Annotated in this window: 14 protein-coding genes; 7 read left to right on the forward strand and 7 right to left on the reverse strand. The window is 74.0% G+C overall.

The features are described from left to right. Nucleotides 1-89: 89 nt before the first annotated feature. Both uvrB and ACIGW4_RS27540 read right to left on the reverse strand, forming a co-directional pair. Nucleotides 90-2,228 carry an excinuclease ABC subunit UvrB gene (gene uvrB, locus ACIGW4_RS27535; protein ID WP_123451186.1) on the reverse strand — a complete coding sequence of 713 codons (2,139 nt, stop codon included), beginning with the start codon at nt 2,226-2,228 and terminating at the stop codon, nt 90-92. 71 nt (nt 2,229-2,299) lie between these two features. Then, the gene (locus ACIGW4_RS27540; protein WP_399583375.1) at nt 2,300-3,199 is read right to left on the reverse strand and encodes an MHYT domain-containing protein; all 900 of its coding nucleotides are present in this window, start codon (nt 3,197-3,199) and stop codon (nt 2,300-2,302) included. Nucleotides 3,200-3,532: 333 nt separating this feature from the next. Between ACIGW4_RS27540 and ACIGW4_RS27545 the strand changes: the two genes are divergently transcribed. Both ACIGW4_RS27545 and ACIGW4_RS27550 read left to right on the forward strand, forming a co-directional pair. Next, a complete protein-coding gene (locus tag ACIGW4_RS27545) occupies nt 3,533-4,111 on the forward strand; it encodes a methylated-DNA--[protein]-cysteine S-methyltransferase (RefSeq protein WP_398711571.1) in 579 nt (192 codons plus the stop codon). 70 nt (nt 4,112-4,181) lie between these two features. After that, entirely contained in the window at nt 4,182-5,483 is a 1,302-nt protein-coding gene (locus tag ACIGW4_RS27550; RefSeq protein ID WP_359589320.1) for an MFS transporter, read from the forward strand. 38 nt (nt 5,484-5,521) lie between these two features. On the opposite strand, the gene ACIGW4_RS27555 is transcribed toward ACIGW4_RS27550, so the two are convergent. The 4 genes from ACIGW4_RS27555 to ACIGW4_RS27570 all read right to left on the reverse strand — a co-directional run bounded on the left by ACIGW4_RS27555 (nt 5,522) and on the right by ACIGW4_RS27570 (nt 9,899). Then, nucleotides 5,522-6,505: a TolB family protein gene (locus ACIGW4_RS27555; protein WP_399583378.1), complete on the reverse strand. Its 984-nt coding sequence runs from the start codon at nt 6,503-6,505 to the stop codon at nt 5,522-5,524. Further along, the gene (locus ACIGW4_RS27560; RefSeq protein ID WP_399583379.1) at nt 6,502-7,890 is read right to left on the reverse strand and encodes an MFS transporter; all 1,389 of its coding nucleotides are present in this window, start codon (nt 7,888-7,890) and stop codon (nt 6,502-6,504) included. Before ACIGW4_RS27560 ends, ACIGW4_RS27555 begins: the two co-directional genes overlap by 4 nt. Then, the gene (locus ACIGW4_RS27565; protein WP_399583381.1) at nt 7,890-9,230 is read right to left on the reverse strand and encodes a discoidin domain-containing protein; all 1,341 of its coding nucleotides are present in this window, start codon (nt 9,228-9,230) and stop codon (nt 7,890-7,892) included. The genes ACIGW4_RS27560 and ACIGW4_RS27565 overlap by 1 nt, the downstream gene beginning before the upstream one ends. A 312-nt stretch (nt 9,231-9,542) precedes the next feature. Next, nucleotides 9,543-9,899: a cupin domain-containing protein gene (locus ACIGW4_RS27570; RefSeq protein WP_123451198.1), complete on the reverse strand. Its 357-nt coding sequence runs from the start codon at nt 9,897-9,899 to the stop codon at nt 9,543-9,545. Nucleotides 9,900-10,174: 275 nt separating this feature from the next. Here ACIGW4_RS27570 and ACIGW4_RS27575 point away from each other — a divergent pair, with 275 nt between their 5' ends. Further along, on the forward strand, nt 10,175-11,095 hold the full coding sequence (locus ACIGW4_RS27575; protein WP_123451200.1) for a pseudouridine-5'-phosphate glycosidase: 921 nt from the start codon (nt 10,175-10,177) through the stop codon (nt 11,093-11,095). 17 nt (nt 11,096-11,112) lie between these two features. Then, nucleotides 11,113-12,006: a carbohydrate kinase family protein gene (locus ACIGW4_RS27580; protein ID WP_398711582.1), complete on the forward strand. Its 894-nt coding sequence runs from the start codon at nt 11,113-11,115 to the stop codon at nt 12,004-12,006. Nucleotides 12,007-12,185: 179 nt separating this feature from the next. Here ACIGW4_RS27580 and ACIGW4_RS27585 read toward each other — a convergent pair whose 3' ends face one another. Continuing rightward, on the reverse strand, nt 12,186-12,821 hold the full coding sequence (locus tag ACIGW4_RS27585; RefSeq protein ID WP_359589367.1) for a uridine kinase: 636 nt from the start codon (nt 12,819-12,821) through the stop codon (nt 12,186-12,188). 113 nt (nt 12,822-12,934) lie between these two features. On the opposite strand from ACIGW4_RS27585, the gene ACIGW4_RS27590 reads away from it, so the two are divergent. From ACIGW4_RS27590 to ACIGW4_RS27600, 3 genes are all read left to right on the forward strand, one after another. Then, entirely contained in the window at nt 12,935-13,351 is a 417-nt protein-coding gene (locus tag ACIGW4_RS27590; RefSeq protein WP_398711583.1) for a glyoxalase, read from the forward strand. Between the two features lie 85 nt (nt 13,352-13,436). Then, nucleotides 13,437-14,189 (forward strand): SDR family NAD(P)-dependent oxidoreductase, encoded by a 753-nt coding sequence (locus ACIGW4_RS27595; RefSeq protein WP_399583384.1) that lies wholly within the window; start codon nt 13,437-13,439, stop codon nt 14,187-14,189. Between the two features lie 26 nt (nt 14,190-14,215). Beyond that, nucleotides 14,216-14,563, forward strand: coding sequence for a MerR family transcriptional regulator (locus ACIGW4_RS27600; RefSeq protein WP_359589314.1), 348 nt, complete (start codon nt 14,216-14,218; stop codon nt 14,561-14,563). Nucleotides 14,564-14,607: the final 44 nt, after the last annotated feature.

A 14,607-nucleotide genomic window follows, 5' to 3' on the forward strand; every position in this document is an offset into this window, starting at 1 on the left:
CCCTACGCAGCGACACCGACACCGCGGAGACTCGGTCCGGTTTTGTGTCGGTCTTGCAACACACCGGACCGTCCGTCCGCCCTCGCCGGTCAGGCGAGTCCCGCCTCCTTCATCTGGCGCAACTCCTTCTTCAGCTCCCCCACTTCGTCGCGGAGCCGGGCCGCCACCTCGAACTGCAGCTCGGCCGCGGCGGCGCGCATCCGGTCGGTCATCTCCTCGATGATCGCGGCGAGTTCGGTGGCCGGCCGGTCGCCGAGCTCGACCGTCGAGCCCTTCTTGCCGCCCTTGCCCTTGGCCGTGGGGCCGTGCGCGGCGAGCGAGGGCACGGGGGCCTTCGCGCCCTTGCCCTCCTTCGCCTGCCGGTAGCCGGTGCCGAGCAGTTCCTCGGTGTCGATCTCCTCGCGCGCGATGGTCGCGACGATGTCGTTGATCTTCTTGCGGAGCGGCTGGGGGTCGATGCCGTGCTCCTTGTTGTACGCGATCTGCTTCTCGCGGCGCCGGTTGGTCTCGTCGATGGCCTGCTCCATCGCCGGGGTGATCCGGTCCGCGTACATGTGGACCTGGCCCGACACGTTCCGCGCGGCGCGGCCGATGGTCTGGATGAGGGAGGTCCCGGAGCGCAGGAAGCCCTGCTTGTCGGCGTCGAGGATGGCGACCAGGGACACCTCGGGCAGGTCGAGGCCCTCCCGGAGGAGGTTGATGCCGACGAGGACGTCGTACTCGCCGGCGCGCAGCTCGCGCAGCAGCTCGATGCGGCGCAGGGTGTCGACGTCGCTGTGCAGGTAGCGCACCTGGATGCCGAGCTCCAGGAAGTAGTCGGTGAGGTCCTCGGCCATCTTCTTGGTGAGGGTGGTGACGAGGACCCGCTCGTCGCGCTCGGCGCGCACCCGGATCTCGTGGACCAGGTCGTCGATCTGGCCCTCGGTGGGCTTGACGACGACCTCGGGGTCGACGAGTCCGGTGGGGCGGATGATCTGCTCGACGAAGCCGTCTCCGCGCGAGAGCTCGTACGCGCCGGGGGTCGCGGAGAGGTAGACGGTCTGGCCGATCCGCTCCTGGAACTCCTCCCACTTCAGCGGGCGGTTGTCGAGGGCGGAGGGGAGCCGGAAGCCGTGGTCGACCAGGGTCCGCTTGCGGGAGGCGTCGCCCTCGTACATGGCGCCGATCTGGGGCACGGTGACGTGCGACTCGTCGATGACGAGGAGGAAGTCCTCGGGGAAGTAGTCGAGGAGGGTGTTGGGCGCGGAGCCGGGCTCGCGGCCGTCGAAGTGCATCGAGTAGTTCTCGATGCCGGAGCAGGAGCCGATCTGCCGCATCATCTCGATGTCGTACGTGGTGCGCATCCGCAGGCGCTGGGACTCCAGGTGCTTGCCCTGCTTGTCCAGCTCGGCGAGGCGGCCCTCCAGCTCGCGCTCGATGTCGTTGATCGCCCGCTCCATGCGCTCGGGCCCGGCGACGTAGTGGCTGGCGGGGAAGACGTACAGCTCGCGGTCCTCGCTGATGACCTCGCCGGTGAGCGGGTGGAGGGTGGAGAGGGCCTCGATCTCGTCGCCGAACATCTCGATGCGGACGGCGAGCTCCTCGTACACCGGGAAGATCTCGATGGTGTCGCCGCGCACCCGGAAGGTGCCGCGGGTGAACGCCAGGTCGTTCCGGGTGTACTGGATGTCGACGAAGCGGCGCAGCAGCTGGTCGCGGTCGATCTCCTCGCCGACCTTGAGCGGGACCATCCGGTCCACGTACTCCTGGGGGGTGCCGAGGCCGTAGATGCAGGAGACGGAGGCGACCACGACGACGTCCCGGCGGGTGAGCAGGGAGTTCGTCGCGGAGTGGCGCAGCCGCTCCACCTCCTCGTTGATGGAGGAGTCCTTCTCGATGTAGGTGTCCGACTGCGGGACGTACGCCTCGGGCTGGTAGTAGTCGTAGTACGAGACGAAGTACTCGACGGCGTTGTTCGGCAGGAGCTCGCGGAACTCGTTCGCCAGCTGGGCGGCCAGCGTCTTGTTCGGCGCCATCACCAGGGTGGGGCGCTGGAGCCTCTCGATCATCCAGGCGGTGGTCGCCGACTTGCCGGTGCCGGTGGCGCCGAGGAGCACGACGTCCTTCTCGCCCGCGCGGATGCGCCGCTCGAGGTCGGCGATGGCGGTCGGCTGGTCGCCGCTGGGCTTGTACTCACTGACGACCTCGAAGGGCGCCACCGAACGTTCGATCTTGGAAACGGGCCGCATGCAACCACCGTACGACCCGGCACTGACAGTCGGGCGGTGATCGGCTCACCGCCCGGCCGCCGGGCCTCCCGTCACCAGTCCTGGGAGCGGTGTCCGCCGCGCGGGACGGCCCTGCGCGCGGCCCGTCCCGCCGGGCGGGCGCTCCAGTTGGCGGGCTCGCCGTAGGACGGGACGTGGCGCGGCGCGGGCACGCCGGGGCGGTGCGGGGTCCGGACGACGGGCCGCTGCCAGTCCGGGTCGCCCATCACGAGCAGCGGGTCGAACATGACGACGACGGCGGCCAGGATCAGGAAGACCGCCGGGCCGATCAGCATGGGCAGGAGGAGCGGGGTGGCGGGGTCGCCGGCTCCGGTGGGGGCCGCGGTGCGGTGCAGGTGGACGCTGACGGCGGCCATGGCGGTGTAGTGCATACCACTCACGGCGACGCCCATCACCAGGCTCGCGCCGAGACTGGCCAGAAATCCATGCACGGAGACGGCCGCCCAGAGGGCCGCCGTGGCGGCCACGACGGCGATGACCACGGAGAGGGCGACGGTGAGCGTGTCGTACTCGATCCGGCCCTGGAAGCGCATACCGGCCATGCCGAGGTAGTGCATGGTGGCGACGCCGAGGCCGGTGATGGTGCCGCCGGTGATCAGGGTGAGGGCGGTCGCCCCGCGGTAGCCGACGATGAAGATGCCGATGCCGACCATGAGGACGGCGACGCCCAGGCTGGCGAAGGTGATGGGGCGGTCGTAGTCGATGGGCGCCTGCGCGACGGAGAAGCCCATCATGGCGATGAAGTGCATCGTCCAGATGCCGGTGCCGATCGAGGTGGCGCCGAGGGCCAGCCAGCCCGCCTTGAAGGTGTCCTGGTGCCGGAGCGATCTGGTGGTGCACCTCAGGCCGAGGGCGCCGCCGAGGCAGGCCATGAGAAAGGCGGCCACCGGCGTGACGAGCCCGTAGCTGAATCCGTCGACCGTGCCCTGCATGAGCGTGTGCCCTCCACCCCTGGTGCAACGTCGTCCGAAAACAGTCGGTACCGCTGGGTAGTACTACCGGGGCGAGATTATGGCGCTCCGGGGGCCCGGCGACCATGTGACCGGGGAATTTCCATGCGCGAGACCGGAGCGAGACCGGTCCGTGATCTCGATGGCGGTCCCGGGCCCTGCTGCCGGTGGTTCCGGGGCCCGGTGCCGATGGCGGTTCGGGGCCCGGTGGCGGTGGCGGTTCCGGGCCCCGGCGCCGGTGGCGGTTCGGGGCCGGTGGCGGGTTCGGGGCCGGTTCCGGGCCGGTTGTCGGTGGCGGGTCGTACCGTGGGCGGCATGGACATCGACACGGGGGCGGCAGCGGGGCCGGACGGCCCGGAGCGGGCCGGCACGGTGGAGTGGACGGTCGTGGAGAGCGCCGTCGGGCCGCTCTTCCTCGCCGCGACCGGGCGGGGGCTCGTGCGGGTCGAGTTCCACGCCGACGCGGCGCGGCGGGAGCGGATGCTCGACCGGCTGGCGGGGCAGCTCGGCGCGGAGCCGGTGGAGCGCGCCTCGGGACGGCTGGCGGAGGCGATACGCCGGCTCGACCGGTACTTCGCGGGCGAGCCGGACCGCCTCGACCTGCCGTTGGACTGGAGTCTGACGACCGGCTTCAACCGGCAGGTGCTGCGCGAGCTGGCGACGGGCGTTCCGTACGGCACGGTCGTCGGATACGGAGAGCTGGCGAGGCGCGTGGGACAGCCGGGCGCGGCGCAGGCGGTCGGGGCGGCGATGGGCGCCAATCCACTGCCGGTCGTGGTGCCCTGCCACCGGGTGGTGGAGAGCGACGGCGGTCTCGGCGGCTTCGGCGGCGGTCTGGAGACGAAGCGGCAGCTGCTGGCCCTGGAGGGGGTGCTGCCGGCGCCGCTCTTCTGAGCACGGGGGTCCTGGAGGGAGGAAGGAGGGGGCGTTCCCATCAGATGGGACGGCTGGCACACTCACGTAAGTGACCCACACCCCCAGTGCCCCTGACGCTGCCGCGCCCGACGAGATATCCGCCCCTGCCGCCCCCGTCGCTCCCTCCGAGCTGCCCGCGCTCCGCCGGCGCGTCCAGGCCACGCTGATCGCCACCCAGATCCTGGGAGGCCTCGGCATCGCCATCGGCTTCGCCCTCGCCGCCGTGCTGGCGAGGGACGTCAGCGGCACCGAGGCGCTGTCCGGTCTCGCGTCGACGGCTTCGGTGGCCGGCTCGGCTCTGGTCGCCATGCCGCTGGCCACCCTGATGGCCTCGCGGGGGCGCCGGACGGGGCTCGTCCTCGCCTACCTCCTCGCGGCGCTCGGCGCCGGTGTGGTGGTGCTCGGGGCGGCCCTGGGGAACTTCCCCCTGCTGCTCGTCGGCCTCGTCGGCTTCGGCGCCGGGTCCTCGGCGAACCTGGCGGCCCGCTTCGCCGCCGCCGACCTCGCCGAGCCGGACCGCAGGGCCCGGGCCATCTCCACGGTGGTGTGGGCGACCACGATCGGCGCGGTGCTCGGCCCCAACGTCGCCGCGCCCGCCGGGAGGAGCGTCGCGGGCCTGGGCATCCCTGCCGCCGCCGGCCCGTTCGTCTGGGCCGCCGGCGTCTTCGTGCTCGCGGCGGCCGTGGTGGCCGTGCTGCTGCGCCCGGACCCGCTGCTCACCGCCCGTGCGCTGTCGGCCGCCGGGCCGGGTGAGGCGGAGGAGGGCCGTTCCCTGCGGGCCGGGCTGGACGCGGTGCGGAAGTCCCCGCGGGCCCGGATCGCCCTCGTCACCATCGCCGGCTCGCACACCGCCATGGTGTCGATCATGTCGATGACCCCGGTGGCACTCACCCATCACGGCGCGGACATCCAGCTGATCGGGCTCGTGATCAGCGGACACATCACCGGGATGTACGCCTTCTCGCCGCTGATGGGCTGGCTGTCCGACCGCCTCGGCCGGCTCGCGGTGATCGGACTCGCGGTCGGTCTCATCGGCACGGCGGCGCTCGTCGCGGGCACGGCGGGACCGTCGCACGGCCGGACCGCGCTGGGCCTCTTCGTCCTGGGTCTGGGCTGGTCGGCGGGGCTGGTGTCCGGCTCGGCGCTGCTCACCGACTCGGTGCCGCAGGCCGCGCGGGCCGCCGTCCAGGGGCTCTCCGACTTCGTGATGAACACCGCCGCCGGGGTCGGCGGCCTCGCGGCGGGCCTGATCGTCTCGCAGGCGGGCTACGGGCCGCTGAACGCGATCGCCGCCTGCCTGCTGCTGCCGATGGCGGCGCTCGCGCTGCGGGGCGCCCTGCGGAAGGCCTGACCGGCCTCTGCGGGAGGTCGGGCCGGACCGCTCCGGCCTCAGCGCGGCACCGCCGGGGAGGAGGCCCCGTCGGCCAGTCGCCGCGGGGCTCCCGTGCCGTCGGCGGGCACCGACCAGACCGCTCCCCCGTATCCGTACGCGAGGGTCTCCGGGTCCGTCCACAGCGCCTGGTCGTCGATGCCGCGCCGCTCGGCGACGGGGTGCTCGCGTCCGGTGCGCAGCTCGTACACGTACAGCCGCCATGGCTCGCGCGGGCCGTCGGAGACCCGCTTCTTGAAGGCGATCCGGGTTCCGTCCGGGGAGAGCGAAGGGCATTCGACGTTCTCCCGCAGGGCGCGGGCGGACCAGTTCCGCATGTCGCCCTCGACGAGGTGGGTGCGGCCGCCCGTCGAGACGGTGGCGTAGAAGCGGTTGTCGTCGGCGGCGAAGGTGACGCCCCAGTAGTTGACGTCGGGGGCGTGGTGGCGGCGGCCGTCGAGGGTGAGCGGGATCTGCTCGATGTTCTTCACCAGGTACCCGGTGCGCAGGTCGAGGATCGAGGTGCGGGTGGAGAAGGCCGAGCGCGCGTACGAGTCTCCGGTGGCGAACATCGTCCAGGACAGCATGTGTCCCGAGGCGGAGACCCGTGCCCGGCTGGGGATGCCGGGCAGGGCGATGCGGCGGATCTCGCGGAGCCGGCCGTCGAGCACCAGGACGTACGAGCGGGCCGGTACGCCCGGTCGGCGCTGCAGGCAGAGGGCGGTGGAACCGGCCGCGTGGAAACGGTCGCAGGAGGGCCCGCCCGCCACCCGGCCGCCGGGCGCGGCCGGGTCCACGCGCGCGACGCGCCCGCTCGCGGTGTCCCGGACGTAGAGCGCGCCGGTGCCGCCGTCCAGGGTGAAGCCGGGTTCGGCGGTCCCGGCGGCGGTGTTCCGCCCGGAGGCTGCGCGGAGGGTGTAGGCGGTGGCTCCGCCGCCGAGCAGCAGGAGGGCGAGGACGAGGATCCACACACGCGCGCGCGTGGAGATGCCGGGGCCGGTCATGGGCGGGTCCTTTCGGGGGCGGCGGGGAGCAGGCGCGACGCGCAGACCAGGGCCGCCGCGAGGGCCAGGAACGCCGCCGCGAGGGCCGTCTCCGGTCCGCTCGCCGTCCAGACGGCGCCGAAGGCGACGGCGGCCCCGAGCCGGGCGAGCGCCTGCGCGGTCTGGACGACCGCGAGGCCGCCGGCCTGCCGGCCCTCGGTGAGGAACGGCCCGGTGAGGGCCATCAGGACTCCGTCGGTGGCGGCGTAGAAGATCCCGAGCAGGGCGAGGACGCCCACGAGGGCCGCCGCGCCGGGGACGGGTGCGAGGAGCAGTCCGTAGGCGAGGAGCAGGGCCCCGTGCCCGTACAGGAGGGGCCGGCGGCGCCCGAGGCGGTCGGCGAGGCGGCCCGCCGGGACGGCGAGCAGCAGATAGACGGCGGCCGCGCCGAGCGGCAGGAACGGGAACCAGGTGGCGTCGAGGTCGAGGCGCCGCTGGAGCAGGAGGTAGAGGAAGGAGTCGCCGACGGTGGCGGCGCCGAGGAGGGCGGCGCAGAGCACGATCCGGCGGTACGCGGGTGAGCGCGGGACCGCGAGGAGTCCGCCACGCGCGCGTGGCGCCACCGGGGTCTTCGGCGGCGCGTCCAGGTCGTCCCGCCACCGCCCTGGGCCCTGCGTCCGCCTTGGGCCCCGCGCCTCCCTCGGGCCCTGCGTCCGCCCTGGGTCCCGCGCCTCCCCTGGGCCCTGCGCGCGCCTCTGGTCCCGCGGTCGTTCCCGGACCCGCGGTCGTCCCGGGACGAGGAGCAGCCAGACGAGCACGCCGAACGCGCCGACGCAGAAGCTGACGGCGAAGACCGTCTCGTACGCCTCGGCGGTCGCCCACAGCAGGGCGAAGGCGGCGAGGGGGCCGAGGAGGGCGCCGGTGGTGTCCATGGCGCGGTGGGCGCCGAAGGCCCGGCCGAGGTCCTCGGGCGGGCTGTGCAGGGTGATGAGCGCGTCGCGGGGCGCGGTGCGGACGCCTTTGCCGAGCCGGTCGGCGGCGAGGGCTCCGGCGATCCAGCCGGTCGCCCCGCCGGCGAGGAGGAGGCCGAGCCGGGAACAGGCGGAGAGGGCGTAGCCGAGTCCGGCGACCTGTTTGTGGCGGCCGCCGCGGTCGGCGCCGGCGCCGCCGAGGAGCCGTACGAGCGCGGTGGCGCCGGTGGTGAGGCCGTCGAGGAGGCCGAACTGGAGCGGGGAGAGCCCGAGTCCCAGGACCAGGTAGAGCGGCAGGACGGCGGTCACCATCTCCGAGGAGACGTCGGTGACGAGGCTGACCGTGCCGAGGACGAGGACGGTGCCGGGGACGCGCCGCCGGGCCCCGGTGGGGCGGGGCGGCGCGTCGCGGCGACCGGTGGTCGCGAGGTACATCAGTGGCAGGTGTAGGTCGGGCCGGAGTCCTTGACCTGGTCGTCGGTGCCGACGTACTGCCAGGTGTAGGTGGTGTCGGTGAGGTCCAGTTTCAGGACGCCGTACGTGCCGCTGATCCGCTTCTGGCTGTTGGGCTGGACGGTCTCGATGTCGTAGGGCTCGGCGCCGCCCATGCCGCCGACGATCTCGACGATGCCGTCGGCGGTGGCCCGCCCGTTCGGGTCCTGCGGGGCGAAGCGCTCGTAGTGGTGGTCGTGCCCGTTGAGGACGAGGTCCGCCTTGGCGCCGTAGAGGATCTGCCAGACGGGCTTGGAGACGGGGTCGTTGCCGTGGCCGCCGGAGGAGTACAGCGGGTGGTGGAAGTAGGCGGCGACGCAGCCCTTGGTGTTCCGCGCGAGGTCGTCCTTGAGCCACTGGATCTGCGCGGCGTCGTCGAAGGTGTTGGAGTCGAGGGCGACGAAGTGCCAGTTGCCCTGGTCGTAGCTGTAGTAGGGCTTGCCCTGGGGGTAGGCGATCGCGCCGAAGTACGACTTGTAGCCGGCGAACGCGCCGGCCGGGTCGTAGGACTCGTGGTTGCCGGGCACGGGCCGGGTCTGCGCCTTGAAGGCGCCCCAGGTCTTGTCGTAGTAGGTGCGGAAGTCCGAGAGACGGGCGTCGTCGTACTGGTTGTCACCCATCGTCAGGTAGAAGGACGGCGCGATCCGCTGGGCCAGCGCGGCGGTCTTCGGGTGGGCGCAGGAGCTGCTGGAGGCGGTGCACTGGGCGGCGATGTCGCCGGCCGCGACGACGGTGAAGGAGCCGGTGGGCGGGGGCGTGGTGGAGGTGGTGCCGTAGACCTCCACCGTGTAGAGCGAGTAGCCGTACGAGGTGCCGCGCGCGGTCCCGTAGACGCGCAGGTAGCGGCCGGTTCCGGTGAGCCCGGTCCAGTCGTCCGTGCCGCCGTTGCCCGCGGTCTCGGTGGCGAGGCGGGTCCAGGTGGTGCCGTCGGCGGAGATCTCGACGCGGTAGGCCTTGGCGTAGGCGGCCTCCCAGACGAGCTTGACGCGGGAGACGGTGGCCGAGGGGCCGAGGTCGACCTTGATCCATTGCGGGTCGACGCCCTCGGTGCTGGCCCAGCGGGTGGTGGAGACGCCGTCGAAGGCCTTCTCCGGGCCGAAGGTGGAGTCCTCGACGGAGGAGGAGGTGGCCGGCCTGCCCTGGGATATCAGGGTGTCGGCGGCGGCTCCGGCCCGGTCCGGGAGGGCGAGCAGGAGTCCGCCGACGAGCAGCAGCACGGCGGCGAGGACGAGGGGCAGTCGGTCGGTGGTGCGGCGGGGTGGGGCGGAGGCGAACGGGCGCATACCTGGGCTCCCTGGCCTGGGGGTCGGCGAGAGCTGGACACCGGTGCGGGGCACCACGGACCGGCCGCGGGGCGCGGGCCGGGGCGCCCGTGCCGCGGGGGACGGACACGGGCGACCGGCCGGGTGGCGATTCGGGCGCCACACGGCGGGGTGGTGCTCGGCGGCCGGGTCAGAGCTCTCGCTGAGCGCGTCACGCCCCTCGGACGGGGCGCCGCGCCGAGCCGCTGCCCGGGAGGATAGCGGACAGGAAGGTTTCCTACCAGACTCCCGACTCCCCCTCCCCTGACCGGTGTTCAGGGGACTGGAGGGACCTCAGAGGCTGATGTGGTACGCCTTGCGGAGGGTCTCGTGCACGGTCCAGGTCGTCCGGTCGCCCTCCCGCAGCACGCACGCGTCGCCGGGGCCGATCTCCAGCGTGTCGCCGCCCTCGACGGCGACGGTCGCCCGTCCGGAGACCACCACGAAGAGCTCGTTGGCCTCGGTGTCGGTGACGACGCCGGGCGTGATCTGCCAGATGCCGCGCAGCTGCTTGCCGTCGGCCGACTCCCACAGCACCTTGCCCGTCACCTCGGGCGTGCCGGAGACGATCTGGCCGGGGTCGAGGGGCTCGACCTCGAGCTCCGCGTCGGGGATGTGCACGGCGAAGGAAGGCAGGTCATGAGTCGTCATGGGCGGTGACTGTAGCCGGGCCCCGGAGGCCCTCCAAGGCCGGGACCGGATGGAAGAACAGCCTCCGTTTCGGCTCCCACCAGGTGTGATGCCCGCTCGGCGCGACGGCGACGAAATCCGCACCGGCCCTCCGTCGCAGCACCCCATGGGTGCCGCGGGGCCCGCGGGGGCTCCCGCCCGGCGATCCGTCACGGAATCCGCAGGCGCCTCTCGGCGTGTGGCAGGAGGTCGCCAACGAGGTTTGCGGGGCCGGCGATCGCGCCAAGGAATGGGACATGTCCACACAGGTGTCCGAAGAGGTACGGGAAGCGCTCCACGAGGGCCGGCCCGTCGTCGCGCTGGAATCGACGCTCATCGCCCACGGTCTGCCGCGCCCGCGCAACCTCGCCGTGGCGGCGGAGCTGGAGGAGTCCGTACGCGCCGGGGGCGCCGTCCCCGCCACGATCGCGGTGGTCGACGGCACGGCCAGGATCGGCCTCGACCGGGCGGCCCTGACCCGCATCGCCGAGGACCCGTCGGTGCGGAAGCTGGGCCACCGCGACCTGGCCCCCGCCCTGGCGACCGGGGCGACGGGGGCGACGACGGTCTCGGCGACGGCCTGGCTGGCGGACGCGGCCGGCATACGGGTGTTCGCGACGGGCGGCCTCGGCGGCGTGCACCGCGAGTGGAGCGAGACGCAGGACGAGTCCGCCGACCTGCGACTGCTCGCCCGGGTCGGGATCACCGTGGTGTGCGCCGGAGTCAAGTCGATCCTCGACGTGCCCGCGACGCTCCAGCGCCTGGAGACCCTGGGGGTGACGGTCGTCGGTTACGGCACGGACCGCTTCCCCGGCTTCTACCTCTCCTCCTCGGGCGAGCCCGTCGACTGGACCCTGCGCACCCCGGAGGAGGTCGCGGGGGTGATACGGGCGCAGGACGGGCTCGCCGGCCCGCGAGCCGCGCTCGTGGTGGCCAACCCGGTGCCACGGGCGGAGCAGTTGGATCCCGCACTGCACGACCGGGTGCTCGCGCGGGGCCTGGCGGCGGCGAAGGAGAAGGGGATCACCGGGCAGGCGGTGACGCCGTTCCTCCTCGAATACCTGATGGTGCACACGGACGGAGCGTCCCTGGAGGCCAACCTCGCGGCGGTGCGCGGCAATGTGCGGCTCGCCGCGCGCATCGCCGGGGCGTACGCGGCCGGCGCCGACGGCCGGTGACCCGGGCCGGAGGCGCGTTGCTGGTCGTCGGGGACGTGGTGACGGACGTCGTCGCGCGACACCGGACCCCGCTCGCTCCCGCCACGGACACGGCGGCGGAGATCCGGACCCTGCCGGGCGGCGCCGGGGCCAACGCCGCCTGCTGGGCGGTGCGTTCGGGGTGGGACGAGGTGCGGTTGCTCGGCCGGGTGGGGACGGACGCGGCCGACTGGCACGAGCGGGCACTGCGCGGGGCGGGCGTGCGTCCCCTGCTCGTCCCGGACGCGGAGGCGGCGACGGCCACCGTGATCGCGCTGGTGGACGGCTCGTCGGAGCGGACCTTCCTGACGGACAGCGGCGCCGCGCTGCGCCTCTCCCCCGCCGACTGGTCCGCGGGACTGCTGGACGGCGTGGCCCGGCTGCACCTCTCGGGGTACCTGTTCTTCGCCGCGCCGAGCCGCGGGGCGGCCCGCCGGGCGCTCCGGGACGCGCGGGAGGCGGGGGTGCCGGTGAGCGTGGACCCCGCCTCGGCGGGGTTCCTGGCGGAGCTGGGGGCGGACCGGTTCCTCGCCGCGGCGGAGGGCGCCGAGACCCTGCTGCCCAACGCGGACGAGGCCCGGTCGCTCACCGGACGCGACGAACCGGAGGCGGCGGCAGCGGAGTTGAGCCGGCGTTTCCCGCTGGTCGTGGTCACCCTCGGGGCGGCGGGTGCGCTGGTCGCCGAGGGCGGCGCGGTCACCGCGCGGGTGGCGGCGCCGCCCGCGCGGCCGGTGGACTCGACGGGCGCGGGCGACGCGTTCACCGGGGCGTTCCTGGCCGCGCGACTCAGGGGCGCGGACCCGGTGCGGGCGGCGGAGGCGGGCTGCCGCGCGGGCGCGGAGGCGGTCACCACCGTGGGCGGCAGACCCCCGGGGAGCCCGATCGTGGACTGACCGGTCCGGGCGGGGGACGGCCGGGGGCTGACCGGTCCGTGCGGGGACGGCCGGGGGCTGGAGGGGGCGGGAGGCCGTGAGGCCGGGAGTCGGGCGCCTTCGAGACCGGGCACCTTCGATTCGAGACGGGCTCCTTCGAGACGGGCTCCTTCGAAACCGGACGCCTTCGAAACCTGGCGTTACGTCCGCAGCCCCGTCCAGGCCGGGTGGCGCGGGTCGTCGGCCCGTACGACGGCGTCCGCCGCCTCGGCGGGGCCGACCTCCGTCTCGTACCGGGCGAAGGCCGGCAGGGTCCAGGACTCCTCCGTGCGCCGGGCGAGGGCGGCGGGCGAGAGGCGCAGGTGCACGGTGAGGTCGAAGGGGAACCAGTGGCCGAGCAGGAAGGGCCCGTGCAGGACGAGCACCCCGCGCGGCGGCAGGGTGACGTACGGGCTGCGGGTCGCACGGTCCGTGGCCGGGTCCCACAGGTCCGGCAGCACGCGCCCGCTGCCACCGGGCTCCAGCGGGCCGAAGACCTCCCGCCACAGGGCCCCGGTGTCGGTCCACCCGCTGTAGTACGCGTCGGGGTCCTGCTTGCCGTACTCGTACCGCAGGGACGCGGGCCGCAGGAAGCCGCCCGTTCCCACGACGTGGACCGCTCGCCCGCGCGTGCGCAGCGCCTCGGCGAGGAGCCCGGCGAGCTCGTCGCCGGGCGCGGCGGGCGGTCCGTCGACGCCCACCTTGAGCCAGGCGTCGCCCCCGGCAGCGGGTGACGTGTCGAGGTGGCGGGCGAGTTCCTCCGCCAGCCGGTCCCAGGTGATCGCCTCGTATCGCATCCCGCTCATCCTGCCCGTCGCTCCCCCTGACGTGTACCGGCCGACACCCCCGGCATTACGGTGACCTGGCCGCGCGACCGCACGGCCCCGCGGAGGAGAGGACCCGTTTCCCCATGAGCCTGCGTCAGGAAGCACTGCCCTACGAGACCACGGAGGCGACGACGCCCTTCGGCCTCGGGCTGCACCATGTGCAGCTCTCCCTGCCGCCGGGCGAGGAGGAGGTGTGCCGCCGATTCTACGTGGACGTCCTCGGCATGACCGAGATCCAGAAGCCGCCGGTCCTCGCGGCACGCGGCGGCCTGTGGGTGCGTTCGGACGCGCTGGAGATCCATCTGGGCGTCGAGGAGGACTTCCGGCCGGCCCGCAAGGGACACCCGGGCGTCCTGGTCGCCGACCTCGACGGCCTGGCCGAGCGGCTGACCGGCCTGGGTGTCGAGGTGACCTGGGACGACAACTTCCCGGGCCACCGCCGCTTCTACGTCGCCGACTGCCACGAGAACCGGCTGGAGTTCCTCTGCCCCGAGCGCTGAGACGCCTCGAGCGCCGCGCCGGGCCTGACCTTGTCACCGGCGTCCTTGACCTTGTCACTGGCGTCAGGGTCCGACCATCGGGTCCATGGACACCACCACACCCACCAGGGTCGTCGTCGTCACCGGCGCGGGCACCGGCATCGGCCGGGCCACCGCGCGCTCCTTCGCCGCGCAGGGGGCGACGGTCGTCGCCGTCGGCCGGCGGGAGGGGCCGCTGCGGGAGACCGCCGAAGGACACCCGGGCATCCGTCCCTTCGCCGCCGACGTCACGGCGGAGGGCGCGGCCGAGGAGATCGTCCGCGCCGTACTGACGGACCACGGCCGGCTCGACGTCCTCGTCAACAACGCCGGGATCTCCGCCGGCGGCCCGCTCGGGACCCTCGACCGCTCCGTGATCGCCCCGCTCCTGGAGACGAACCTCGTCGCCCCGGTCCTGCTCACCCAGGCCGCCGTCCCCGCGCTCCGGGAGTCCCGGGGCGTCGTGGTGAACGTGACGACGACGATCGGCCAGCGCGGCTGGCCCGGCAACTCCGTCTATCCGGCGACCAAGAGCGCCCTGGAGACCCTGACCCGCTGCTGGGCGGTGGAGCTCGCGCCGGCCGGCGTCCGGGTCGTGGCGGTCGCGCCCGGTGCGATCGAGACCCCGATCGCGGACCACATGGGCCTCACCCCCGAGCAGCGGAAGGCGGTGCGGGCCTGGCAGCTGGCGCACACCCCGCTGGGGCGGGTCGGGCGGCCGGAGGAGGTCGCGTGGGCGATCACCGCGCTCGCCGCTCCGGACGCCGCCTTCCTGACCGGCACCGTCCTGCCCGTCGACGGGGGCGCGCTGGTCTCGTGATACGACTGCGCGAGGAGGTGGCGTCCTTGCGCATCGGTGAACTGGCCCGGCGGACCGGGGTGTCGGCCCGCGCGCTGCGGCACTACGAGCAGGCGGGGCTGATCACGTCGGCCCGCGCGGCCAACGGGTACCGGGTGTACGAGGAGATCGCCGTCACCCGGGTGTCGAACATCCGGTACCTGCTGGACGCGGGGTTCACGCTGGACGACGTCTCCGCGTTCCGCGCCTGTCTGGACGGGGACGTCTCCGCCGCTCCGCCGTCCGCCCGCGCCCTGGAGATCGCCCGCGAGCGCCTCGCCGTGATCGACGCGCGCATCGCGGCGCAGTCCGCCGCCCGCGACCGCCTGGCGAAGGCACTGGCCGCGCAGTCCTGAGCCAGGGCCTCGCCGCACGGGACCGAGCTCCGGCCCGGTCCGAA

It is taken from the genome of Streptomyces sp. NPDC053513 (assembly GCF_044544765.1).
In the GTDB taxonomy this organism is placed as follows: domain Bacteria; phylum Actinomycetota; class Actinomycetes; order Streptomycetales; family Streptomycetaceae; genus Streptomyces; species Streptomyces litmocidini.

Bases quoted from the DNA above. Each gene is read 5' to 3' on its own strand.
- uvrB (WP_123451186.1), bottom strand. From the start codon at position 2,228: ATGCGGCCCGTTTCCAAGATCGAACGTTCGGTGGCGCCCTTCGAGGTC.
- ACIGW4_RS27570 (WP_123451198.1), bottom strand. From the start codon at position 9,899: ATGACGACTCATGACCTGCCTTCCTTCGCCGTGCACATCCCCGACGCG.
- ACIGW4_RS27540 (WP_399583375.1), bottom strand. From the start codon at position 3,199: ATGCAGGGCACGGTCGACGGATTCAGCTACGGGCTCGTCACGCCGGTG.
- ACIGW4_RS27565 (WP_399583381.1), bottom strand. From the start codon at position 9,230: ATGCGCCCGTTCGCCTCCGCCCCACCCCGCCGCACCACCGACCGACTG.
- ACIGW4_RS27575 (WP_123451200.1), top strand. From the start codon at position 10,175: ATGTCCACACAGGTGTCCGAAGAGGTACGGGAAGCGCTCCACGAGGGC.
- ACIGW4_RS27545 (WP_398711571.1), top strand. From the start codon at position 3,533: ATGGACATCGACACGGGGGCGGCAGCGGGGCCGGACGGCCCGGAGCGG.
- ACIGW4_RS27585 (WP_359589367.1), bottom strand. From the start codon at position 12,821: ATGCGATACGAGGCGATCACCTGGGACCGGCTGGCGGAGGAACTCGCC.
- ACIGW4_RS27590 (WP_398711583.1), top strand. From the start codon at position 12,935: ATGAGCCTGCGTCAGGAAGCACTGCCCTACGAGACCACGGAGGCGACG.
- ACIGW4_RS27555 (WP_399583378.1), bottom strand. From the start codon at position 6,505: ATGACCGGCCCCGGCATCTCCACGCGCGCGCGTGTGTGGATCCTCGTC.
- ACIGW4_RS27560 (WP_399583379.1), bottom strand. From the start codon at position 7,890: ATGTACCTCGCGACCACCGGTCGCCGCGACGCGCCGCCCCGCCCCACC.
- ACIGW4_RS27595 (WP_399583384.1), top strand. From the start codon at position 13,437: ATGGACACCACCACACCCACCAGGGTCGTCGTCGTCACCGGCGCGGGC.